Annotated in this window: 30 protein-coding genes; 12 read left to right on the plus strand and 18 right to left on the minus strand. The window is 50.0% G+C overall.

Going from position 1 to position 19,991, the window contains the following annotated elements; genetic code table 11:
- The 18 genes from O4H47_RS00005 to O4H47_RS00090 all read right to left on the minus strand — a co-directional run.
- On the minus strand, positions 1–2,336 hold a 2,336-nt coding region (locus tag O4H47_RS00005; RefSeq protein WP_269391872.1), incomplete at its 3' end, for a hypothetical protein.
- A gap of 9 nt (positions 2,337–2,345) precedes the next feature.
- Complete coding sequence (locus O4H47_RS00010; protein WP_269391873.1) at positions 2,346–3,611, minus strand: phage tail protein I; 1,266 nt, start codon at positions 3,609–3,611, stop codon at positions 2,346–2,348.
- The gene (locus O4H47_RS00015; RefSeq protein WP_269391874.1) at positions 3,601–4,464 is read right to left on the minus strand and encodes a baseplate assembly protein; all 864 of its coding nucleotides are present in this window, start codon (positions 4,462–4,464) and stop codon (positions 3,601–3,603) included. Before O4H47_RS00015 ends, O4H47_RS00010 begins: the two co-directional genes overlap by 11 nt.
- Before the next feature lie 15 nt (positions 4,465–4,479).
- On the minus strand, positions 4,480–4,860 hold the full coding sequence (locus O4H47_RS00020; protein ID WP_269391875.1) for a hypothetical protein: 381 nt from the start codon (positions 4,858–4,860) through the stop codon (positions 4,480–4,482).
- Positions 4,860–5,057, minus strand: a complete 198-nt coding sequence (locus O4H47_RS00025; RefSeq protein WP_269391876.1) for a hypothetical protein — start codon at positions 5,055–5,057, stop codon at positions 4,860–4,862. Before O4H47_RS00025 ends, O4H47_RS00020 begins: the two co-directional genes overlap by 1 nt.
- Positions 5,058–5,067: 10 nt before the next feature.
- Positions 5,068–5,637 (minus strand): phage baseplate assembly protein V, encoded by a 570-nt coding sequence (locus O4H47_RS00030; protein WP_269391877.1) that lies wholly within the window; start codon positions 5,635–5,637, stop codon positions 5,068–5,070.
- Entirely contained in the window at positions 5,630–6,400 is a 771-nt protein-coding gene (locus O4H47_RS00035; RefSeq protein WP_269391878.1) for a hypothetical protein, read from the minus strand. The genes O4H47_RS00030 and O4H47_RS00035 overlap by 8 nt, the downstream gene beginning before the upstream one ends.
- A gap of 12 nt (positions 6,401–6,412) precedes the next feature.
- Positions 6,413–6,799, minus strand: coding sequence for a hypothetical protein (locus tag O4H47_RS00040; RefSeq protein WP_269391879.1), 387 nt, complete (start codon positions 6,797–6,799; stop codon positions 6,413–6,415).
- Positions 6,799–7,821, minus strand: coding sequence for a major capsid protein (locus O4H47_RS00045; protein WP_269391880.1), 1,023 nt, complete (start codon positions 7,819–7,821; stop codon positions 6,799–6,801). The genes O4H47_RS00040 and O4H47_RS00045 overlap by 1 nt, the downstream gene beginning before the upstream one ends.
- An 11-nt stretch (positions 7,822–7,832) precedes the next feature.
- Positions 7,833–8,501, minus strand: a complete 669-nt coding sequence (locus tag O4H47_RS00050; protein WP_269391881.1) for a head decoration protein — start codon at positions 8,499–8,501, stop codon at positions 7,833–7,835.
- A gap of 24 nt (positions 8,502–8,525) precedes the next feature.
- Entirely contained in the window at positions 8,526–9,794 is a 1,269-nt protein-coding gene (locus tag O4H47_RS00055; protein WP_269391882.1) for a S49 family peptidase, read from the minus strand.
- Positions 9,795–9,803: 9 nt separating this feature from the next.
- Positions 9,804–10,046: a hypothetical protein gene (locus O4H47_RS00060; RefSeq protein WP_269391883.1), complete on the minus strand. Its 243-nt coding sequence runs from the start codon at positions 10,044–10,046 to the stop codon at positions 9,804–9,806.
- Positions 10,046–11,779: a phage portal protein gene (locus O4H47_RS00065; RefSeq protein WP_269391884.1), complete on the minus strand. Its 1,734-nt coding sequence runs from the start codon at positions 11,777–11,779 to the stop codon at positions 10,046–10,048. Before O4H47_RS00065 ends, O4H47_RS00060 begins: the two co-directional genes overlap by 1 nt.
- A gap of 4 nt (positions 11,780–11,783) precedes the next feature.
- Positions 11,784–13,634 carry a phage terminase large subunit family protein gene (locus O4H47_RS00070; protein WP_269391885.1) on the minus strand — a complete coding sequence of 617 codons (1,851 nt, stop codon included), beginning with the start codon at positions 13,632–13,634 and terminating at the stop codon, positions 11,784–11,786.
- A complete protein-coding gene (locus O4H47_RS00075) occupies positions 13,567–14,154 on the minus strand; it encodes a helix-turn-helix domain-containing protein (protein ID WP_269391886.1) in 588 nt (195 codons plus the stop codon). Before O4H47_RS00075 ends, O4H47_RS00070 begins: the two co-directional genes overlap by 68 nt.
- Before the next feature lie 3 nt (positions 14,155–14,157).
- Positions 14,158–14,361 carry a hypothetical protein gene (locus tag O4H47_RS00080; protein ID WP_269391887.1) on the minus strand — a complete coding sequence of 68 codons (204 nt, stop codon included), beginning with the start codon at positions 14,359–14,361 and terminating at the stop codon, positions 14,158–14,160.
- Between the two features lie 75 nt (positions 14,362–14,436).
- Complete coding sequence (locus tag O4H47_RS00085; RefSeq protein WP_269391888.1) at positions 14,437–14,727, minus strand: hypothetical protein; 291 nt, start codon at positions 14,725–14,727, stop codon at positions 14,437–14,439.
- 294 nt (positions 14,728–15,021) lie between these two features.
- Positions 15,022–15,603, minus strand: coding sequence for a hypothetical protein (locus O4H47_RS00090; protein WP_269391889.1), 582 nt, complete (start codon positions 15,601–15,603; stop codon positions 15,022–15,024).
- Between the two features lie 664 nt (positions 15,604–16,267).
- Here O4H47_RS00090 and O4H47_RS00095 point away from each other — a divergent pair.
- The 12 genes from O4H47_RS00095 to O4H47_RS00150 all read left to right on the plus strand — a co-directional run bounded on the left by O4H47_RS00095 (position 16,268) and on the right by O4H47_RS00150 (position 19,933).
- Positions 16,268–16,579, plus strand: coding sequence for a hypothetical protein (locus O4H47_RS00095; protein WP_269391890.1), 312 nt, complete (start codon positions 16,268–16,270; stop codon positions 16,577–16,579).
- A complete protein-coding gene (locus O4H47_RS00100; protein ID WP_269391891.1) occupies positions 16,572–16,859 on the plus strand; it encodes a hypothetical protein in 288 nt (95 codons plus the stop codon). Before O4H47_RS00095 ends, O4H47_RS00100 begins: the two co-directional genes overlap by 8 nt.
- Positions 16,856–17,053 carry a hypothetical protein gene (locus O4H47_RS00105; protein WP_269391892.1) on the plus strand — a complete coding sequence of 66 codons (198 nt, stop codon included), beginning with the start codon at positions 16,856–16,858 and terminating at the stop codon, positions 17,051–17,053. The genes O4H47_RS00100 and O4H47_RS00105 overlap by 4 nt, the downstream gene beginning before the upstream one ends.
- A gap of 47 nt (positions 17,054–17,100) precedes the next feature.
- Entirely contained in the window at positions 17,101–18,003 is a 903-nt protein-coding gene (locus tag O4H47_RS00110; RefSeq protein WP_269391893.1) for a hypothetical protein, read from the plus strand.
- A 90-nt stretch (positions 18,004–18,093) separates the two neighbouring features.
- Positions 18,094–18,252, plus strand: a complete 159-nt coding sequence (locus O4H47_RS00115) for a hypothetical protein (RefSeq protein ID WP_269391894.1) — start codon at positions 18,094–18,096, stop codon at positions 18,250–18,252.
- Positions 18,252–18,380, plus strand: coding sequence for a hypothetical protein (locus tag O4H47_RS00120; RefSeq protein ID WP_269391895.1), 129 nt, complete (start codon positions 18,252–18,254; stop codon positions 18,378–18,380). Before O4H47_RS00115 ends, O4H47_RS00120 begins: the two co-directional genes overlap by 1 nt.
- Positions 18,381–18,414: 34 nt before the next feature.
- A complete protein-coding gene (locus O4H47_RS00125; RefSeq protein ID WP_269391896.1) occupies positions 18,415–18,894 on the plus strand; it encodes a hypothetical protein in 480 nt (159 codons plus the stop codon).
- Entirely contained in the window at positions 18,891–19,130 is a 240-nt protein-coding gene (locus O4H47_RS00130) for a hypothetical protein (protein WP_269391897.1), read from the plus strand. The genes O4H47_RS00125 and O4H47_RS00130 overlap by 4 nt, the downstream gene beginning before the upstream one ends.
- Entirely contained in the window at positions 19,127–19,324 is a 198-nt protein-coding gene (locus O4H47_RS00135) for a hypothetical protein (RefSeq protein ID WP_269391898.1), read from the plus strand. Before O4H47_RS00130 ends, O4H47_RS00135 begins: the two co-directional genes overlap by 4 nt.
- Complete coding sequence (locus O4H47_RS00140; RefSeq protein WP_269391899.1) at positions 19,321–19,479, plus strand: hypothetical protein; 159 nt, start codon at positions 19,321–19,323, stop codon at positions 19,477–19,479. Before O4H47_RS00135 ends, O4H47_RS00140 begins: the two co-directional genes overlap by 4 nt.
- The gene (locus tag O4H47_RS00145; protein WP_269391900.1) at positions 19,476–19,682 is read left to right on the plus strand and encodes a hypothetical protein; all 207 of its coding nucleotides are present in this window, start codon (positions 19,476–19,478) and stop codon (positions 19,680–19,682) included. The genes O4H47_RS00140 and O4H47_RS00145 overlap by 4 nt, the downstream gene beginning before the upstream one ends.
- Positions 19,682–19,933, plus strand: coding sequence for a hypothetical protein (locus O4H47_RS00150; protein WP_269391901.1), 252 nt, complete (start codon positions 19,682–19,684; stop codon positions 19,931–19,933). Before O4H47_RS00145 ends, O4H47_RS00150 begins: the two co-directional genes overlap by 1 nt.
- Positions 19,934–19,991: the final 58 nt, after the last annotated feature.

The raw sequence follows: 19,991 nt of genomic DNA on the forward strand, positions 1-19,991 counted from the left end.
TGATTGAGAACGTCGGTCGTATCGCCATCAATCTGAATTTTGTACGACGACACCGGCGCGGCCAAATTGAATACAAATTTTTTCGATTTTAGCTTGTCCAAAGTCTCCGGCTCTTCAAGGTCCGTTGTCACATCAACTGCTTCAACGGTGTCATATGATCCACCGACTAAGATTTTGCATGTCAGTGTATGGTCGTCATCATCCCAGTGCTTTGCACGAAGAACCACTTCAACCGTGTCACATGGTGCAGTGAGCGTACGAACACCGGAAATATGATCCAAATTAGTGTCGCCACGAGCTGCAATCATGCTTGAGCGCGAATTTCCGATCCCAAATGCAGGCATTGCATCGGTCGTACCGACCAAAACTGCTTTAAGCTGCACAATGCTTGGGCGGGTTGAAAGCGCACTTGCTAGAGTTGGATTGCCGCCAGACAAGACTTTCCACGTTCCACCGATTAAGCCTTCGATAACAATGGTCGTGCCATCGGGCACTGAGGTATCACAGTTGATCAACAACTGCTCGATACCACCAGCAAGCTCACAGGCGTCCAATTGCACTTCAACGCGCGTATGACGATAACCGTTGAACCACAGCTCCATCGCCAAATCGACATCAGCAGCTGCAGGCACCCAATCCGCGCCATTACGTTGGAAGAACGCGCCTTGAGCATACTTATTGCCAGACACCGTTGATAGAAAATGTGACCCCTGAGAAACCACCCAGATGCCGTATAAGCGACCTTTGACAAGCGAAGCAGCTTCTACATCAAAAGACGTTGGGGTTAAACCAGAGAGATCTGCATTTAGTTCAGCTGGTGTTTTCGTGATCTTGTGCAGAACACGTGTCGGATCCGGACGACCGGATGCATCAGTTTCTGTCAAATAGACATGAACGTCGCCGCTTTCGGCTTTGCGTGTAAAGAACAGATTGACCCGCCCCAATGCGCCTTCTTGTGCATTTAGGAAGGTCGACCCAATCTGAAAGCCTTGGACAGTTTCTTGGCTCGTTACCTTATCAAAATAGGGTTCATCAAAAGTGCGAAGCTTTCGGTGTGTCCAATGATAAGTGCGTACCTTGGACATTGTTTGCCCAGATGGTCCCATGTTGAGCTGGTGGTTCTCGGCCCAATTGTATTCCCAAGTTTCAACGACATCCTCAGTAACGGGATCAATCCGTTCCAAGGTGCGCACAACATCATTCCCAAAGTAGTCGAAATGCTGTGTGCTTTCTCGCCACGTACCATCGTTGAGCTGCGGAGTAAAATCGTCCGCAAGTTGGAAATCAACCATCTCCCATTCACTGCGCGAGCGGGATAGCTTTACAACATCTGTTGAGCTGCTTGTGAAGGTCGCCAAAGCAACTTCACCATCATTGCCACTTACAGAGAGCCGCTTGATCAAATCATGGCGCGGCATAACCATATTGTCGATGACGGTAATCCGCTCATCCAACGGGTTTACCAACGCTAGACCTGCTACACTGCGCGCGGCGTCTTTGAAGAATAAGCCGTTCTTTACTTTACAATCGTATTCACCGTGCGCTGTATCACTTTGCCCCTCATTGGCAAAATTGTCCGCACTCCAATTGGTGTAGTTATCTGGCAATTCGCTTAGACGTTTCACACGCGCAAAATCACCAGCAAGGTTGACCACCATTTCCATTGGGGCTTTGCCGCGCGTAGCAAGTGCCAGACCAGATAGGTCCGTGCGCAAAGTATCAATTTGAGACCCTGCCAAATCCAAACGTTTTTCAACTATCGTTAAGCGCGTATTGAGCGACTTCAATGAAATCAGCCGATTGGCCTCAATCATCTCGATCTTTTCAATGCCGGTCGTGTTCAAGGTGACATATGCGACGCCCAAAACATTCGCATCAAGCGCAGGTGGTTGTGGATCAACGTTTTCCGTACCTGCAACGCGATCGATATTGGCAACACGATGGTTTTCTGTTGAAACGATCCGTGCTTCAGTCGTGCGGGTCACCGCGTCAAGCAAGAACGTGCGCGCCTCGGTTTCAGCATCAACAGCATTGCCCCAGACCACCACGGTAACGATCCGCTTTGTAACGGCTGGAAGTAACGAAACCAAGTCAATGGTTGCGCTGTTATCGTCATCGCGAGAATAAACCTTCCCATCGCGATACAAACGACCACCACTGACCGTGACTTCTGCGGGGCCGCTCTGAACCACGGCAAGCTTTATATAGCCTGCAAGGTCGGTCACAGCATCTTTTACAATGTGATCCATCGCGTCACGGCCAAACAAACCGATATTGTTAAAGTCATCAACAGTGACAATCTGGTTTTGCGCAGCGGTAACAATTTTCTCAGACATAGAAGTCTCCTAAAGAATAGCAGGTACACGCGCGTCTAATGGCGTGGTTTGATCGAGATGCAAGCCAGTGCTTAGGCTTGGAGATGTTGTTGTTTGAAAGTCGACTAGCAAGCGGTCAGTAAACCGTTTTGAAGCGACGATTGCGTCGAGAGCGCTGTCGACCTTTTTCAGTTTTGACCCGTTCATCGCGTCTTCGCCAATGAAGGTTTGCCCCAAAACAAAACCGTCACTCGGCAACAATTTGTCTTCAGCGCGTACCAGCATTTCAGCTGTGTGCGTTGGGAAGCCCAAGCGGGAAACGCCCAAAACAGCCAGGGCGTCCACCACCGGCACCGCTATGTCAGGATCGTGGAGATAAACCACATCAGAAATCAGGGCAGCGCCATTGTTTTCACGCAAAGCGCCATCGTCTAAAAAGTCGGCGTCCAAAAAGAATTGCCCCAAACCAAAATCATATGCAGAAACACGTTCAAACCTGGGGCTCATCGGCTCAAGACTTGCGCCCAAGCTATCAAGCGGCAGGTTGTCTATTTCACTGTTCAATCCACTATTCAGGCGAAACGAAAATATCGACTGCGCCGAAAGCTCAGCTGCTAAACTCGTGTCGTCTAACGGGCTTTCACCAATGTAAAATCCGCCAGCGTTGGCGTCGTGCAAGGACACTTGTTCATAACCATCACCAAGCGAATTGCCGCCGATATGATCAACACTAACTTCGACCTCATCAACCGCATCAGTTGGTTTATAATAAGCGCGCCGACCGAGCAATTCCAAGCCTGTTTCCACGCTGAAATGGTCGTCATCCAACGCGCTAGAACCGATAAAGAACCCGTTCGGTGGTTGCCATTCGCCTTGCCTGTTCTCTAGGCTAATGCGCACGCTTGGCATCCGCTTTATGTAGGCATCCCAGCTTTTCTTATCGACAGGCCCGGACAAAGCAAACCCCTGCGGCCCTGTTTTGGTGTCAACAAGATCCGCATCAACGATATTCAGATAACGCCTATGCCCTTCTTTGGTGCCCTTCAGGCGATGGTTTTCCAGCGATTGGGCGCAAACAGAACGTTTCTTATATTCGTCCCAACCTTCATCCCAAATATCAACTGACAGTTCGTGCGCCAGAAAATTGAGCAATTCCGGTGGGCAATCCCAGGCATTCTTGAACCGACGAATAACATCGGGGTCAATAGTATCCCAACGTTCACCAGAAACCCGCTCAACGGCCCTTTCCCACTGTGTGGAATTGGGTGGCAAAATGGTTTGGAAATCAGCCGTCATGGGTTGAGACCTTCACAGTAATGCCTAAACAACGCCCCAGCTCCCCCTCAAGTCGCGCTATGTGGCCAGCGGGTTGATTGATCACAACACGATCAACAGGGCCAACCGTTGCGGCAGCATGAATGGCAGAAGGTGGAATATCGCGCGCCGGTGTAAATCGAGATGCGGCCATTTTGGCCAAGCTTTCTTCAACTAATGCTTTGACCGACAACGGATCTGGTCCAGGCAGCACAAACACCTCAACATCAATGATATAGTCGAACTGCGTTACAGACCCGACATAGACCGTATCAGTGAATGGCTTGATGTCGTCCTTGTGCAGATAAGAACGCACAAATTCAACAAGTTCGGCAGAAGCAACCCCGTCCGCCCCTTTTGCTTGCACAGCAATCTGCGATACCCCATCGCCGGGTGACCACACATCAACGTTGGCAACATCTTCATGCGCAGCTAAAGCGTGGAAGATATATCCACCAAGAGTGCCTATTCCAGCAGCTTCCGGCTCCAAAAGAACACGACGTCGGAAAGCTTCATCCAGTTCCCCTTCAAGCCGCATGAGCGGCAACGCTAGATGATCGAGGTCTGAGCCAACAGCAAAGGCTTTCATCACCGCCTTAATGGCATCGTTGATTTCAGACTTTACCAACATTTCCCGATAAGCATCGGTTTCTTGCAATATCTTGCCAGGATCTGTTTCAAGCTCGGCAACATCATAATCAATATCTCGATCATCGAACAACGCAACAAGCCGCGTCATTCTATCGGCCAGAATGGCCTCATAATCGACGCCACGAATGGCTAAAGGCGCAGGGAACCTTGAGAGGTCCAGCGTTTCTGCAGTGTATCGTGACATTGAAAATCCTATTGATTAGGCTGCTTGTTTTACGGTCACCACATCGTCAACCACTGAGACAAACACGTTGGACTGCTGCCAGTTCTTATGGCCGTAGGGCCGGTGCTCGCCTACGAGGGTCACATCAAATGTGCCTGATCTGTCGACGCTGTTTGGTTCAAAACGCAGTATTCGATAGCGGGGTTCGTAGATTTCCACCAACGTCCAGACAATTGTTGCCCAACTTAAAATATTTCGCTCTGTGGCGTTCTCGCCAATAAGTTTGGTGCCGGGGTTGCCTACCCATTCTCGCATAATGCGTTGGGCCAATCCGGTATCAAACAGCTTTTGAAGACACTGCTCGACGTGCGGAAAACCGGATAGAACTTTGCCGGTTGCCGCGTTGATGCCAACCATTACTTTTTGGCCTTAATCTGAGTGGTAACTGACTTCTGCACTGGCTTGGTTGAAGGCTTTTCATCAACAATATAGCCTTGACGAAGTGGCTGCGCTGCCTGATTTTCGGTCAGCTCAATCGGCTTTCCCACACCTGGATTTCTTTGACCTGCAACGTCCCGACCAGCAAGCTCAGTTACATAGAATGTCGTTTTCATCACCATCTCCTTAAACTGGGAACCCCGTCTTTTCTAAACCTGGGGTTACATCTTTGTGTTTGTGTTCATCTCCAACATTGACGTTATTGTGCAACAGTTCAGCACCAAGTGCTTCCACTTTGGCGCCATTGAGCCAAATGCCATCTGCTGTTATTAAGATATACGAGCCTCCGACACTGACCTGCATGCCGTCACCTGTGAGATCGATTGTCACTGCGCCAAGTGTCAGCTTCTTGGCCGCTACATCTTCCGAAATTGCCGGGTTATCGTCTGACCAATGCAGTGGTCTAACCGTTCCTTGTTCGATGTCGCCATTTGAGCACGTTATTTCGCACTGCTGCCCAATGCTTGGGAGGTCGTGGACGCTCATTGAGCCGGCTGTCTGCCCCACCTTAACCCAAGGTCCAAGAACATCATCACCTTCAGGCGTTTGCCCTATGATCAACCGAACCGCTTGCTTGGCTCCGTCAACTTCTTTTACTGTGCCGCGAAAACTTTGCCCTGCGACTTTACGATCTGTCTCCACCACGCGAGTGAGCAACGCGCCCAGCATCCGGTAAATCTCGTCAATATCACTCATCTTCAATATCCGATGTTGTGATTTCGGTCAGAATGGCAGCATCGTCCGTTGTCGTTGGGTCAGCCGGTGCAATACCTGCAACACGCGCATCTTCAACCGTCCATCCCATTTGGTGACGGGCTTGCTCCCAATTAGATAAACCTTCAGGCGCGACAATCAGACTGCGAATGACCTCTGCAAGACTTTCCGTGGCTGAATCTGCAGCCATCGCGTCGTACAAAGCTTGCCAACCTGGGGTCATTCCCTGTTCGCCAAAAAATGGCTCTGGAATGCAATTCAAATCGTAGGCAACTGATAGGACGGGAACTTCCGTTTCAGAACCAATTTGGTAGACCAATGGGCGGTTTTTAACCGCATCGATCTTTGTGACAAATAGGTGCCAAATGGCCAACCATTCAGGGTTGCCGAAATGCAATGCGCGCTCAATTTGGCGCGCTACAAATTCAGTGGACGCCGCCCCGCCAGCTGTGCGCGTGTCGAACTCGATTTGAGGTGTTTCGCCATCCAGCACCACAACTTTTGGAGGCACAATGATATTGAACGCTATGGAGAGCGACGTGCTCCGCCCCTGCGTTTGCTTACCAACCACGTCCAAGTCGCGCTCAGTCGTATAGATAGATATCCGCGGGGTATCGTCGCCTTCCGCACCCTCCCAATCTGGCAGAGGGTCTACAGGGCTGTTATGAATGTGGGAGCCCGCCCAGGTCTGCCCTACAATCAATCTGGACACGATGTGACGGACTGCGAATGAAACCAAGCTCATTTCAACACCACCTTACGTGCAGACAAAAACAGTGCGCCCCAATTTGTCAGGATGGATCGCTGAAATCTTCAATGAAACAGGGCCATCTTTCAGGGTCGCCGTAAAAACGTCGCCCTGCTTTGGCATGCCCTTGGATTGAAGCTCTTCGTCTCGAATGGAAACGTGAGCTACTTTGCCAGTGAGGTTTGGAAGAAAACCATCGTTTCCCTCTTTACCCTTGGCTTTGATGGTTTCGGGGATGAAATCAATCACCCCCAAAACCGTGAATGTTGGCCGGTCGTTGTCCGCAGCACTTCCGTAATCGCTAACTTTATGCTGCGGCAGCACGGTGATCTCATTTCCGAAGTATTCATCAACACTGTCGGAAACAAGATCTTCAAGGTCTGCGAACACTGACATTAGGCGCGCTTACCGCTCATTAGAACGCGAGGACGAGTGCAATACTCTAGCGCATTCATTTGAACATCGAAGTGAATACCCTTTTTGTTTGGCATCACATATTGGTGATTGTAAAGACGCTCACCCATCGTGTTCACAGTGTCGACATAATCTGCCGGTGCATAAACTGTGCGGAACAAATTATCGACGCCCGTTGGGAACAAAGCACACTCATCTGTAGGTACTTGAACGCCCAAGTTGCTGGAACCGCGATAATTCTCAAAAACGATGCCGCCAAATTTGACGATATCGGAAGAATCGCGCTTTTTGCCGAGATAGCTGTCCCGCAAGATTGCGGCATCTGTCCAACCCAAATGGCTTTCACGGAACTCTTTGTTTTCCATCAAGCCATCAAAGAAGTTGTCGCCGCAGAACACATGGATTTCGTCATAAGGGATGCTACCCAGTTCGTCATCCATGACGCGCTTCAGACCAGTTGTGAACTTGCGCAATTTGCCGTCGATATTGGTGGCCAAATTGAAATTCAGCTGGGACAATTTGGTTACGCCAAACGTTTGATAAAGGTCCAGCTGGGTTCCGTCTTGATAGACGACGACACCCTGCACTGCTCCCAAGCGGCTCTTTTCTTGTGTGACCGCCATTGAGCTAACGTGAATAGAGGCACGCTCGGTCAATTTTGCAGACAAGATTTCCAGCTGTTGGGGTTTGCCAAAACGAGTTACGTTTTGGATTTCTTCAGCCATGACGTGATCGTTGATTTCGAAATGCGGCACGCTCATTTGCAAAAGCGACCGGCCTTTTTTCCCAACAGTTGTACCCGGACCACCGCGAGCGGTAGGTGGAACAACAATGATGGTGTCACCTTTTTGCTCGACCGCAACGCTAGTGGTATCGGTAGAGGTTGGCGTGAACAGTCCGAGCTTGCCAATACGGCCAGGCTTGTATGTGCGAGTATTGATGGCATCGGTCAGCGATGTAGTCGAGAACGCGTCATCATTAAAAATATTGAGAATGTGGTCCATGTTGGTTCCCCTTAGCGGACGATGATCATTTGCTTGGCCAAGGAGTCAGCCGCAGCGGACTTTTGTGCCTCGGTGACGCCATCTGGCCATTCGATTACTTTGCCGTTGAGCTCAGCTAGGCGAGTGATGCCCGCAACGCGAGCTGTTTGGCCCGCGCCTGTCGAAATGAGGTAAAGTGACATAGCTACCGCTCGCTCTGCACCATCGGCACCATCTGGATCCCAAGGAACAAATTGTTCGCCGGTGGCAGGGTTTGAATCCACATCGATGTAGATCAAGTCACCTTCGACAAAATCCGTTGCACCATCGGCCAGCGTAAACTTGATTTCTTTGTTGAAAAGCGTCCCTACGTCGCCGATACCGATCGACTTGCCGTCAGGGCCTTCGACTTCAAATTTACCGCCATCCGCAGCTGCTTCTGTGATCATCAACACATAGCGACCTTGCTTGGCGTTCTTGTTCGTAGCTGGGTCTGAAAGTGTTAGAACACCGTCGCCTGTCAACCCGTCGCCGGGAACGACAGTTAAAGTCGTACCGGCGTCAAGCGTTTGAAGCCCCAACAGTTGGTTTGGAAGGATTGTTGTTTCCGCGGGGATCAACAAGTTATCGCGTGAAATGCCGGAGTTTCCTTCGGACATAACTGCAGCGGCGGCATGGCCGCCTTCTTTAAAAATAGTCATCATTTTCTCCGAGAGAAGGTTGGGTTACGAGCTGCGGGCGTTAGCCTTCTCAGCAGCAGCCATCATTGGGTTGGGAGCATTGCTACCACCAACAGGGTCCGGCGTACCGAGGCCACCAGCTTCAGCTTTGCGCTTCAGAAATTCATCTGTTGCATCAATTTCAGAAGTGCCCGAAGCCTTATCCGCAGACGCCGCTTTCAGCATTTCCACAGCCTTGGCCGTCGAAATATCGTCGTCATCAAACAACGCGCTCGCCAATGTTGGGTTGGCTTTGCCGTCTTCAGATTGCAGGATCATTGTCATGCGCTCTTTGGTGTCGGCCTTGGCTTGGGCCTTGGCGTCATTTGTCGCCTTGTCCACGTCAGCCTGTGTAATTGCAGCGGGTTCTTGGCCGTCCACCGCGCCTTCTGTATTTTTCATCGTTTTTCCTTTTGTAGAACGATTTGAAGTGCGGCGGCTGCCGCTTTTCGATAGTTGGGACAGCACATAGTCAAAAGAGGCGACAACATCAGCCATCCCTTTTTCGACCGCGTTTGCCCCTACTTCGACGCCACCGGCGCCAAAATTCTTGATGATGTTTTCGACAGTTGTGTCGCGATGTTTTGCAACGTTGGAAAGGAACACAGCTTCGAGATCGTCAGCTCGACGCTGGACCTCGGCCTTGCCTTTGTCGGTGTCGTAATCAGGTCGTTTGTTTGGGGCATTTGACGACACAAATTCGTATGATTTAATGCCTTGGGCTTTCCGGCGTTCCGCATTGTCTTCAATACCGATGACAACGCCGATCGAGCCAACTTGGCTGGCCTCAGAAACAACGATCTCATCGGCAGCACTGCCAATCCAATAACCGGCAGAGCAAGCCATGCCGGAAACGTACGAAATGATCGGTTTCTTGCCGCGCGCTTCATAGATCATCTGGGCGAACTCATCGCATCCCGCAACCGTTCCACCTGGCGTGTCTTCATTGAGAATAATGCCGTTAATTTCCGATGCTTCGAATGCAGAGTTGAAGTCTTTGGCCAGCATTTCATACGAGCAAGCACCAGACATCGCCTGAAACATGTTAGCTTTTTTGAAGAGCGGACCTTCGATATCAAGCACTGCAACATCATCGATCACACGAAGGCGATAAGACCCGTCGTACATGTCCGATTTTTGCTTTTCGAGAGCTTTTAGCTCTTCAATTTGCTCTTTCGAAACTTCATTTTCGCGCGCAGCAATGCTCAAGATCGTTTCGACACGATCCTGCGACATGGCCCAAGCTTCCGCGAGGGCCAACTGATAAATTGACATGTTGATTTCCTAACCAGCTGTGATGGCAAACAGGTTGCTCTGAATGCCTGCTGCGGCCTTCAATTCGGCCATAACCTTGGCCCACTCTTCCAAATTGTCAGGGCGGAACCAAAGCTCGCGGTCGCGAAACTTGATTTTCTCAGGGCTGCGACTTAGCCGCACCTCCATATATTTGGGGTACAGCGTTTCGTAGGTGACCTTTGGATCTGCGCCCGGAGCGAACAGCACGTCATAAGGAATTTTATCTGACATTATTCGTCCTTCAGTAATCCGACTTCAAGTTCCGTGTCCAAGGCGTCCTTGGGCTCACGATCAGGAACGTCACGGCCACCGCCGCGACGATTGCGGCTGGTTTTCTTCGGCTTTTTCCTGTCACCCTTATCCGCCGTAGCGGGAGCGTTCAGATCTTCCCCCTCCGGCTCGTCAAAGAAGCCATCGGCGCGGCCATGTGGTGGCGGCACGCCCTCACGTTTGGCAGCTTCATTTTCACGGCCCTGTTGCACCACAGTCTCATCGTAGTTTGTGCCGTATTCGTCAGACACTTCCTGTACTGAAGCAATGCCGCTATCGATCCGAACTTGGGCAGCGCGAGCAGCCTTAAACTCATCCGCCTGCGGTTGAGCTGGGCCATTCCAAGTTGTGCGTGCGATGTCTTCGCGGTTGTCGAGGAAGAACTTGAAATCCTTCCCACCAGGCAGTTTGATCCGACCAGTGAAAATTTCTTCTTCCAAAAACGCAGTGGCAACTGCGCTGTTGAATGGAGCGACCAACTCGTTGCGCTTCCGCAAAACGCCCTGCCATTCTTTAGCACCCGCCATGCGGATTGAAGAATATGTGGCACCACGATAATCGCCCGTTGCGCTTTCGTATGAAAGCCCCGCGGATGCTGCAAACTCCAACATCAACCAACGCGCAATCGGGTCAAATTCGTCGTTTGCAGCTTTGGATTCTACAAACTCCATCTTGTCGCCTGGGAAAAGCTGCCCAATGCGACCATGCTGAGTTAAATCCAGCTTTGAATTTTTATAGAACTTCTGGTGTTGCTGAACGTAGCCTTGCCAATCGAAGTTGCTCGCACCAGATGCATCAGCCGCAACATTCTCTTGCTGCGTCATCAATCCACGAAAAGCTTCCATGCCATTGACTTGGCTGTGTATGATCGCCCCAAAAATGGAGCGAACCATTTTCTGCGTAAGGTTAGCGTCACCGTACTGGTCAAATTGGCGATATGACTTCATACCAGCACCCAATGTAGGCATGCCGCGAGTTACAGCAATGTTCGGCATGAATCGGTGCACAAGTGTTTGCCGACCGTCGCGATCACGCACGCGGATTTCCCGCTCGCCGATAGTCCCATCTGAGAACTTCTCAGTAATCAGGTACGAAATGGGCAAACCCCATTTGTTTGTTCGCACACCTTGGACAAGATCAATACCATCTGACCGGTCGACAATTCGAGACGGAGGCAGCAACTTCACTTTTGTCGTATTTTTGACGCCTGGGCGCTTCTCATTGACAATCAGCGACAATCCCTCGCCATAGCTTGCCGCGCTGGCCAAATAGGCTTGCTGAAGCCCACCAAAAGTGAATTGACCACTAGCATCGCAAGAATAAGGATTCTGTGCCCAAGTTCTGAACGCAGTTTCGAACTCGGTAGAGAATTTTTCAGCCTCTTTATCGCTCCAACCCAAACGATCTGCATTCGGACGGGATGACATGCGCAATCCGCAGCCAACAACCTGAGAAACACTAATCTCGACAACATTTCGGAAGAAACCACTTGATTGCTGCAAGCTCAGAATGCGGCTGACCTGTTTGTAGAGATTTTGATCAACCTCATCTGCAGGTTCTCGCAGATTTGGAAGAAACCCCGCCAAGATGTCCGGCTCATAGTCACTTCTGCCGTGCGTGTAAAACATATCGCGCGCGGTCGCACCTGTTACGTCACCCGCTTCAACACGGATGCGAGGTTTATCAGTGCTCATAAAATCATCCGTTTAGGTTTGCGCCATACTCACCGAAATCAAAGCCCCCCTCTTTTTTCGAGGTGGTCGGGAGCAAGCTTTTCAAGCGCGCAGGAAAGTCAATTTTCAAAAGGTTTTTGACGGCGATTGCGTAAACGGCGGCGTCAAGAGCTTCGGCTTGTCGGTTTTCAATCCGAACAAACTTTTCTTTGGCTCGCCCTTTTACGTACTCTATCGATCGGCGCTCCGAATTGAATTGGCGAAACCATTCTTCATTTAGACTATCCGAGTAGCGGAATGCTCCGGGCGTTAGACTGCCTGCCTCACCCATGAACTCATTTGGCAGGGACAAAGAGATGTCGAGCTTCACACTATCGGCACCAACGATGAAGAGCGGCTGCCCTTTACGTTTTGACATTTCAATGAATGGTCGGCTAAAGCCGTCATCGCCTTTGATTGCGTAAATCCTGCGATGAAAACGCGGGAAACAAAAATCGTACACATATTGCGTGTGATTGCCGTTTCCTGAATCTATCGCGGTCGCATCAATACCAATTGTGCCGCCCAAAGGGTGGCGCCAACGGGTGCTGAGAAAAGCGTCAACTTCTTCCCAAAGGCTATCATCGTTTGCCAAGCCATAAATGACATGGTGCCCGAGGAAATAGCGCTGTTTATTGTCTGACCAGCCAACCAAAACAGCCTCAACACGGTCACCCTGCACGTCAATACCGCAAGTGATGTACATGACCTCTCGTGGGATTTCCTCTCTCCACCTAGACTCATCCTCAAGATAAGTCAGGCCGAAAGTTTCGCGGCGAGAAAGCAGAATTTCCTCACTGACGCTACCAAGTTTGCCGGACCACGGCAGGCCAAGCAGGGTGTTGTAAAACACCATTAAATCAAATGGCCCGAGTGCTTCCGCCTCTTTGAACTCTTTGACCAGGTAGGCCCATGTCGCTTTTGGATGCAGCGAACTAATCGCGCTATCCCAAAAACTTGCAGAGTTTTTTGAGTTCTCAGGAACTGTTGCGCGCCAATCGCCGTTTTCTTCCATCCACGGCTTGTGTTTTTCGTCGATTTCACAGCCACACGAAGGGCAGTTAGCAACGATATTTTCAGGATCGTCCGCCGATGGACCAAGATGCTCAAACAAGAAATGCGAACGATCTTCGCAATGTGGGCACATCATCTCAAAGACGCGCTGATCACCACGCAAATAGAGCTTTTGAATGATCGAAGTGTCTTCGAGCGTCGGCGTTGAGCCGTAAATAAACTTGGAGTCTGCGTACGATAGCGCCCGCTTCTCGATGATCTTGATTGAATCGCCTTCGACAGACATTTTAAAGCCGTCGATTTCATCAATGTAGATCACGCGACCAGTGTGCCGCCTAAAATTCTTGGGCGTTGCCGCCCCCAAGGCGAACAACCTACCACCGCCAACAAAATGGCGCCGCGTTAGAGTGTTTTTCGCGTCCATCCGCCCCTTGGGCATCAACCCTTGGAGCGATGGCGAACTCTGAAATGCAGGGTCAATATCATCGACCATGATCTCCCGAGCATCTTCGTCGGTAGGCATATACAGCAGCATCGGACACGGGTCTGAAGCCGCTTGCGCGCCAATGGCCGCGGTCATGCAGGTTGTGTAACCCGTCCGTGTGGCTTTGCGGACTGTTACGATGGGCACCAACGGGTCGCCCATTGTGTCCAAAATACCGCGCTGCTTTTTCCATGGCCGATATTTACCGGCTGCGGCGCTGCTTTCATTCAAACGAAAATTCTGTTTTGCCCACTCAGAGAAAATCAATCGCTCAGGTGGTGTGAGTGACTTTCTTAGCGCGCTTGCGAGGCGTTGCTTTGCGCTTAGTGGCTTTGACATGCAACGGCTCTGGATTTGCGCCAATGACGCCCTGCTCGACCTCTTCGCCCAATTCAATGAGCAATTCGGTCATAAACACGCGGACAGTCTCTTGGTCGTGAGTGGTCAGATGCGGGATTAACCCGCGCAATTTCGATGGTGTCGTGAGCAATTTGCGCTTGAACGACATGCAAACCGCCGTCCAAGCATTTGAAACCTCGTCGACAGAAAGGACATTGCCTTTCAGCTCGTCGCGCTTCAGCTCTTTGGTTTCAGTGTCCGCAAGCTGTGCGCGCAGTTTCAAATCTGCCAACTCATCGTCGTCAGTTCGGCCCGCGGCTATTTTTCGGTAATGCTCAAAACAGTTGTTCAGAGATTCAAGCGTCAGGTAGACGCCTCGCTGTCTCGGTGCCCGTTTGATAATCCCAGATTGAGCAAGATTTTGGATAGTTCGCTTGTTTACCCCAAGCATCTCGGCAAGGTCTGTCACCTTGCAGGTTTGGGGAAGGAACTCGGCGTCGTTCGTGGACTTTACTGCCATTTATCAATCGTCCGGGTCGATACAAGTAACTTGAACGTCTACCTTCGAAGCATCCAACACGATCGCAACCTTATCTCGGTCATACCGAACGTCTAAGAGCGCTGAATTATCGATCGTATTTTCACCAACTTGAATAGTTGCAAGCATTTGATGACCAGGTTGGCGGACAACTCGTAGGCAAATTTTTTCTTTTTTAGGTTCATTCATGGGGGGCTCCAACAAAAACCCCTGCTCAATTGCTCGAACAGGGGCAAATTTATGATGATCCAACGATTGGGACTGCTAACACTGCATAGAAGGGGAGCAGATATCGTCAAACTGAGAACCGTTGTATTTGTCGTGCGTCAATGCTTTTTCTAAGAACGCCTTTGCGCTCCGCCATCGGTTGCCAAAGCTGGTCTTCAATGACTGGACAATGCCGGCAAGCGATTGCTCAATTCGCACATCAAGCGTGAATAGCGATCGTAGGCCGAAGGTTGTAAATTTAATGACTGGCGCCACCAGCGCAGTGAGAAAACTCAGAGCGACAGCAGCAACCAAAGAGCCAAAGACAAGCATTTGTTTTCGGATCATGGTTTTTCCTTTCGGGGTTCACCCTCCAACACTGTGCCAGAGGTAATTCGTTTAGCATTGTGAGACACGAAATTGCTCGTCTCGCTCCACAACCCAGCGCGGTTCGACATGGTATTGCCAACGAGCCTTTGATTTCTGCCAGCACTTGAACACGACTTGTTCGTCCACAAATCCCCTTACGTGGCATAGACCGTACAAAGAATGCCGGAAACAGCCTCCAACAAACATGCATTGGCTCCAATTTTGCGGGGTTTAAACAATTAAACAGATGGTAAAGCGCTCTGAATTTGCGCGCTAAATTCCCAATTGGCGCTGAATGTGCCTCACGACACGTTTTTCAAGATCCAATTGCATGAACTTTGCAGCGCCTTTAACGTTGGTCCAATCTGGCGTTGCCAGCTCGTTTGCCAAAACTGTCGAGTAAATCTTGCGAAGTTTGCCGCTCTTTTCGCGCTTCCAAACCTTGCCTTTCGCGAAGAAAGTGCCACGGTGATAGCGTCTATTGCCCCAGCCGGTAGCCAGAACACCAGGCATTGAGCTGACAGGACCGCCACGGTTACCGCCAGCCATGGGGTTGAGATCCCTCACCCACTCAGGGTTTCCGTATTCTTCAAGCCCGATTGCTTTGTCTGCCGTCCGAACTTCTGCGGCCATAACGCCCACTGGACGGGCCTTTTTGACGGTTGTAACACCTCGAATACGACCGGCTGGAACTTTCGTCACACCAGCCATTCGCACCACCGATTGACGGCGGGTTTCTTCAGCGTGCTCATTCAGCCCAGCGGCCATGGCCTTGGGCGAAGCGTTCGCAAGCGACGACAAAAATCGGCTTATCTCAGCCTTTTTGTGGAAGGTTGCCTGGATCTTTGCGACCATGGTGACGAACCCCTACAAAAAAAATCTCAATCTCTATTCAAAAGGGGTCCGGTGGCCCCACGGTGCGCAGCTAGGTTGTACGGTCCCTAAACATGCTATTCCTGCCATTCTAAGCAGCGCACAGCGCCATGCGCGCACATCACGCCACCCCCATAGCCTAAACACCATCACTCACGCTCACGCTGCATCTATCGCCACGCATCGCACGCCACCCACATTGGGCAGTGCATAGGGTCGGGCATATGGCTAAGGGCATGGGCAAGAGGGGCAAGGGCCAAGGCTATGGCCTTACATATGGAAAGCCCTTGCGCCTAACGGGCTGAGGGCTAGGGCAAGGGCTTATCCATTGGGAGTTAGCCTTGAGGCGTAGTTTTCCAACTTACCAACTAACAAGGCTGTTTATGGGGTGATTTGCTAACTAGGGCAACCTTGGCCATGATTCCAAAAACCGCTTTAGGTTTTGGCTAACCTCTTTGTTTTATTTGTGCTTTTTCCGTTTTTATTTGTGTTTTTCCCTTGTATTTTCCGGGGTTTTTCCTTATATTTGAAGTGTAAGAAGTACCCGCCTATTGGCAACTTAACAGGACTTCAAGCTCAAGATGGGCGGACCTTCTGCCCATCTTATAAAACCCGCCATTTGGCAACGACGACAGGATCAAAGACTATGCTCACCCTATACGGCAAAACATACGCCAAAACAAAAACCGAGTTTACAAACTCACTGTTTAACCCTGAAGGCACTTGCAACGGCTTCTATAAGAAAACACGCGGCGGCGTTATCTTGTCCGATATGCAACAAAACGAACGCGTATTTATTCGCAAGCGCGACGGGTTGCTTGTCACTATTAGGCGGCAAGAGGACAACACAAGGCGCTACATGTTTGCGACGTCCACCAGCGACGAAAACTGGTTAGGCGTGCCAGAAAGCTACATAGCCGAATGTGATGGCGCGTTTGAGGCGGTGCAAAATGCTTAGTTTTGATCAAGCATATGAGATGCACCAACAAGCCATGGACGCCCGAGACATTGCAGGCGCTGCATTGGCTAAATACCAAAAAGGGCCGCTTGGCTTAACCCCTGAAGGCGTCAAATTTTCGGCCCCGTATCGCAAAGATTTGGCGGCTTGGAACAAGGCATTTAAGCAAGTGCGCGTTGCCAACGCTTATTTGCTCAAACACTACAAAAGCAAATTCAACCAACGCCAACGGGAAGAAAGAGACGCGCGACGCATGGCCAAGCTGGGGGCAAGCGCATGACCTATACGCTAATCATCATTATGCACTTTGCGTCTGGTCACTTCACTGAAACGGCTTTGCACCAGCATTTGAGCTTGGAAGAGTGCATTCATTTGGAACGGCAAATCTGGGATCTTGACTACCCGGTAGTTTATGAAGATGAGGCCGGGCCTGCGTGGTCACTAGACGCCGCTTGCATACCGATTAAGGACTAAAAATCAACTACCCCGCCAACGTGGCAACTTCGACAGGAAAAACCAAAATGACCTATCTAATCAATGACGAAACACTTGTTTACACCCAAAAGGGGCAAGCCTCTTATCGCGTGCAATTCATTGTTGATAACGATCCGCAAAACCCTTGGGAAGACTGGGAAGGCTCAACCCCTCTTGCGGTCCTATCCTTTGGATATGGTTCAAGTTCAACAATCAAAGAATATACAAGCGGTCATGACATTTTGAACCCTATTGGGAACATGACAACGGCCTATGTTTCACGCAATCGCAAAGCCATATTTGACCTTTTGGATATTGATCAAGCTTTTGAAGCGTTTGAAGATGAATGCAAAGAATATGGGGCAGGCAATCTTGCGGACTATCGGCGCGATGAATTTATTGAGGCGCTAGGCGGTATGAACGCAAGCGACCGATTTGAGGCAATCGCAGCACTTTGGGAAATGCAGGGCATACCAGCGCAATGCACGTCTAGCAATGGTTACTCGCAGGGCGATTATGTCGAATTGTTGTTTGTTGCTCACCCTGATTGGATCAAAGAAATTGGGTTTAAATCGGTCAAATCATACGTCAAGCAATGCGGTTCAACTTTTGAAGGCGACGCAAATACCTATGGCGCTTGGGCATGGGGCGGAGTGATTGGCTATAAACTCGATTTGCTAGATCCTCAAGATATTGAGCGCGGCGACTATGACGCCAACGAATTGCAAGAGGTTGAAGAGGTCAATTCTTGTTGGGGCTTTTATCCTTCAGGATCTAGCGACTATTTCCCACTTGAAAAGAATTTTGCCTATCTCATTAAAGAGATTGAAGGGGGAATTGAAAGCCATAGAAAGCGCACTTTCAAAGCCAAATCAGCACGGCTTGCAGAACTAATCAAAAACCATGTGCCTTTACACGTCAGGCAAGTTGAACTTGCGAAATTTCTTTAATTCCAAGCCCTGCCCATTGTTCGCAATGGGTAGCACTGGGGATTAACCCCAAAAACCCGTCAATATGACAACAGAAAAGGAAAACGAGTTATGAAAACCCTTGACCATAATACTTCAATTTATTTCCCGCCACATTTGATTGATCCACGTTCGGAGCGGGTCCAACGCGACCGCAAAGAGGGCAAGCGCGAACGCCGCGCAACACGCCTTGCACGCATTGCACAAAAACGTTCTTGGCTCTTGCACTAATGCACCAGCCAGAACCTAAACCAACGCTTGGCGATTGGTTGCGCGACATAATGGCATTGGCCGCTATTGCGGCCTTTGCCACCGCCTTAATCACCTGGGCCGATATATTGGCCGCTTTAATTCACTAAACCCGCCATTTGGCAACAGAACAGGAATTTTGAAATGACAATCACACCGGATCAACTTGTTAGTCGGGAAGTTCACTACTGCGTAAGTTCGCTAGTTCATACGCTGGCTAGCTCCAGCGCGGGTCATGGTGATGACCCACTCAATATTTTGCTTGGGCAAGCGCACGGCCTCTTTACACCACTCTATGACTATGAAAGCGCCGCTCGAGAAGCTAACTGGGAGTTTGACGAAAAAGAGGGCCATTGGTGGCGCGTAGAAACGTCCAACGCCAACGGCCTAGAATTGGCGTCGACTGCTGAAAACGCTTGTGCAATAGATGACATTGAACCCCACGAAACAGAAATTCTAGAGCACTGGATTGTCTCAAATTGGCTTGCCGAACAGCTTGAAGCTAAAGGCCAGCGCGTTGACAATGATTTTGCAGGTCTAACCGTTTGGGCAAGGACCACGAGCGGCCAAGCCATTAGCCAAGATTATGTAATTCAACAAATCCATGCGGAGTTGGTGAAGTGAACAACATTGAAATCGTTAAAAAATACGGCTTTGAAATCTTACCCCGCGAGCAATTTATGGCAAAGCGCGGCCCCCTTTTTGATCCATTGATCGAAAGGTCAATCGGCAACAAGCTAACACGCCTGCTTTATGTCCTATTTGATCCAAGTAGCGACGAACAAGGTTGGTTGCTATGGGGCGACGATCCCGAAGAATTGGCGCGTGAAACCGTTGAGTTTATGGAGTTGGTGGCATGAACAAATTCAATATGGACACCTTGGCCAGCGAGATCAACGACAGAATGATTGAGGAATTTTGCGACATTTGCGAAAGCTACGGCATCGTCTTGCCCAGTGAGCAAAACGACGCTCTAACAATTGAATTGAGTTTAGCAACTTCATTGTTTGTTGAAATTGCGAAGCGGACAATTTCGCGGGGTGAAGCCCAATGAGACACACCCTTTCAATTTCGATGTTTGATACACCATTAAACGACGACCAACTTGCAGACGAGATGGAGCGAATAGCTGGCATGGTGCGGGAAGGGTTTACGAGTGGTGAAATAATCCGAGAAGATCAGCGCGGCTGGTGGGATATTGAACAATGAAATACGCCCTCATAATGCTTTTTCACTTCTCACCGGAAAGTCACATTTACTTCCAATTTGGTGGCCCAATGACGTGGGAGCAATGCCGAGCAATCGTCACCAGAATTGATCAACAACCATCACGCTTAGTCTTTACAGATTTTGACGGGCCAGCGCGTGAACTGGACGCAGCTTGCACACCAGCAAAAGGAACAACACGCTAATGCACGACATAACAAAGTTTTTTATTTCTCACACCAACGGTCATGATTTTGGGATTGATGTCTTTTTAGACGACAACGGCAGTATGTCCACACGTCGCCAATGGGTTTTGTCAATCTATCACGAAGGGCCACCACATTTAGAAGTGCTTTATGCCAATTCAGATGATGGTGATTTTGACAATCAAAACACGGTCAAACGCGCCGATATAATCGGCCTTGCAATGGATGCAATGCGCAAAAAATTGAATTGATCGCAAACCAAACCATTTAGACCAAAAGACCAACAAAACCCGCCGACATGGCAACTGA

Origin of the sequence: Maritalea porphyrae, from assembly GCF_027213965.1 — a bacterium.
Classification (GTDB): domain Bacteria; phylum Pseudomonadota; class Alphaproteobacteria; order Rhizobiales; family Devosiaceae; genus Maritalea; species Maritalea porphyrae_A.

Coding starts and splice junctions, on each gene's coding strand:
- O4H47_RS00095 (WP_269391890.1), top strand. CDS start 16,268: ATGCTCACCCTATACGGCAAAACATACGCCAAAACAAAAACCGAGTTT.
- O4H47_RS00040 (WP_269391879.1), bottom strand. CDS start 6,799: ATGTCAGTGTTCGCAGACCTTGAAGATCTTGTTTCCGACAGTGTTGAT.
- O4H47_RS00120 (WP_269391895.1), top strand. CDS start 18,252: ATGCACCAGCCAGAACCTAAACCAACGCTTGGCGATTGGTTGCGCGAC.
- O4H47_RS00150 (WP_269391901.1), top strand. CDS start 19,682: ATGCACGACATAACAAAGTTTTTTATTTCTCACACCAACGGTCATGAT.
- O4H47_RS00135 (WP_269391898.1), top strand. CDS start 19,127: ATGAACAAATTCAATATGGACACCTTGGCCAGCGAGATCAACGACAGA.
- O4H47_RS00140 (WP_269391899.1), top strand. CDS start 19,321: ATGAGACACACCCTTTCAATTTCGATGTTTGATACACCATTAAACGAC.
- O4H47_RS00075 (WP_269391886.1), bottom strand. CDS start 14,154: ATGGCAGTAAAGTCCACGAACGACGCCGAGTTCCTTCCCCAAACCTGC.
- O4H47_RS00100 (WP_269391891.1), top strand. CDS start 16,572: ATGCTTAGTTTTGATCAAGCATATGAGATGCACCAACAAGCCATGGAC.
- O4H47_RS00055 (WP_269391882.1), bottom strand. CDS start 9,794: ATGTCAATTTATCAGTTGGCCCTCGCGGAAGCTTGGGCCATGTCGCAG.
- O4H47_RS00080 (WP_269391887.1), bottom strand. CDS start 14,361: ATGAATGAACCTAAAAAAGAAAAAATTTGCCTACGAGTTGTCCGCCAA.
- O4H47_RS00030 (WP_269391877.1), bottom strand. CDS start 5,637: ATGAGTGATATTGACGAGATTTACCGGATGCTGGGCGCGTTGCTCACT.
- O4H47_RS00085 (WP_269391888.1), bottom strand. CDS start 14,727: ATGATCCGAAAACAAATGCTTGTCTTTGGCTCTTTGGTTGCTGCTGTC.
- O4H47_RS00025 (WP_269391876.1), bottom strand. CDS start 5,057: ATGAAAACGACATTCTATGTAACTGAGCTTGCTGGTCGGGACGTTGCA.
- O4H47_RS00050 (WP_269391881.1), bottom strand. CDS start 8,501: ATGACTATTTTTAAAGAAGGCGGCCATGCCGCCGCTGCAGTTATGTCC.
- O4H47_RS00060 (WP_269391883.1), bottom strand. CDS start 10,046: ATGTCAGATAAAATTCCTTATGACGTGCTGTTCGCTCCGGGCGCAGAT.
- O4H47_RS00045 (WP_269391880.1), bottom strand. CDS start 7,821: ATGGACCACATTCTCAATATTTTTAATGATGACGCGTTCTCGACTACA.
- O4H47_RS00105 (WP_269391892.1), top strand. CDS start 16,856: ATGACCTATACGCTAATCATCATTATGCACTTTGCGTCTGGTCACTTC.
- O4H47_RS00010 (WP_269391873.1), bottom strand. CDS start 3,611: ATGACGGCTGATTTCCAAACCATTTTGCCACCCAATTCCACACAGTGG.
- O4H47_RS00035 (WP_269391878.1), bottom strand. CDS start 6,400: ATGAGCTTGGTTTCATTCGCAGTCCGTCACATCGTGTCCAGATTGATT.
- O4H47_RS00145 (WP_269391900.1), top strand. CDS start 19,476: ATGAAATACGCCCTCATAATGCTTTTTCACTTCTCACCGGAAAGTCAC.
- O4H47_RS00115 (WP_269391894.1), top strand. CDS start 18,094: ATGAAAACCCTTGACCATAATACTTCAATTTATTTCCCGCCACATTTG.
- O4H47_RS00015 (WP_269391874.1), bottom strand. CDS start 4,464: ATGTCACGATACACTGCAGAAACGCTGGACCTCTCAAGGTTCCCTGCG.
- O4H47_RS00020 (WP_269391875.1), bottom strand. CDS start 4,860: ATGGTTGGCATCAACGCGGCAACCGGCAAAGTTCTATCCGGTTTTCCG.
- O4H47_RS00125 (WP_269391896.1), top strand. CDS start 18,415: ATGACAATCACACCGGATCAACTTGTTAGTCGGGAAGTTCACTACTGC.
- O4H47_RS00110 (WP_269391893.1), top strand. CDS start 17,101: ATGACCTATCTAATCAATGACGAAACACTTGTTTACACCCAAAAGGGG.
- O4H47_RS00090 (WP_269391889.1), bottom strand. CDS start 15,603: ATGGTCGCAAAGATCCAGGCAACCTTCCACAAAAAGGCTGAGATAAGC.
- O4H47_RS00065 (WP_269391884.1), bottom strand. CDS start 11,779: ATGAGCACTGATAAACCTCGCATCCGTGTTGAAGCGGGTGACGTAACA.
- O4H47_RS00070 (WP_269391885.1), bottom strand. CDS start 13,634: ATGTCAAAGCCACTAAGCGCAAAGCAACGCCTCGCAAGCGCGCTAAGA.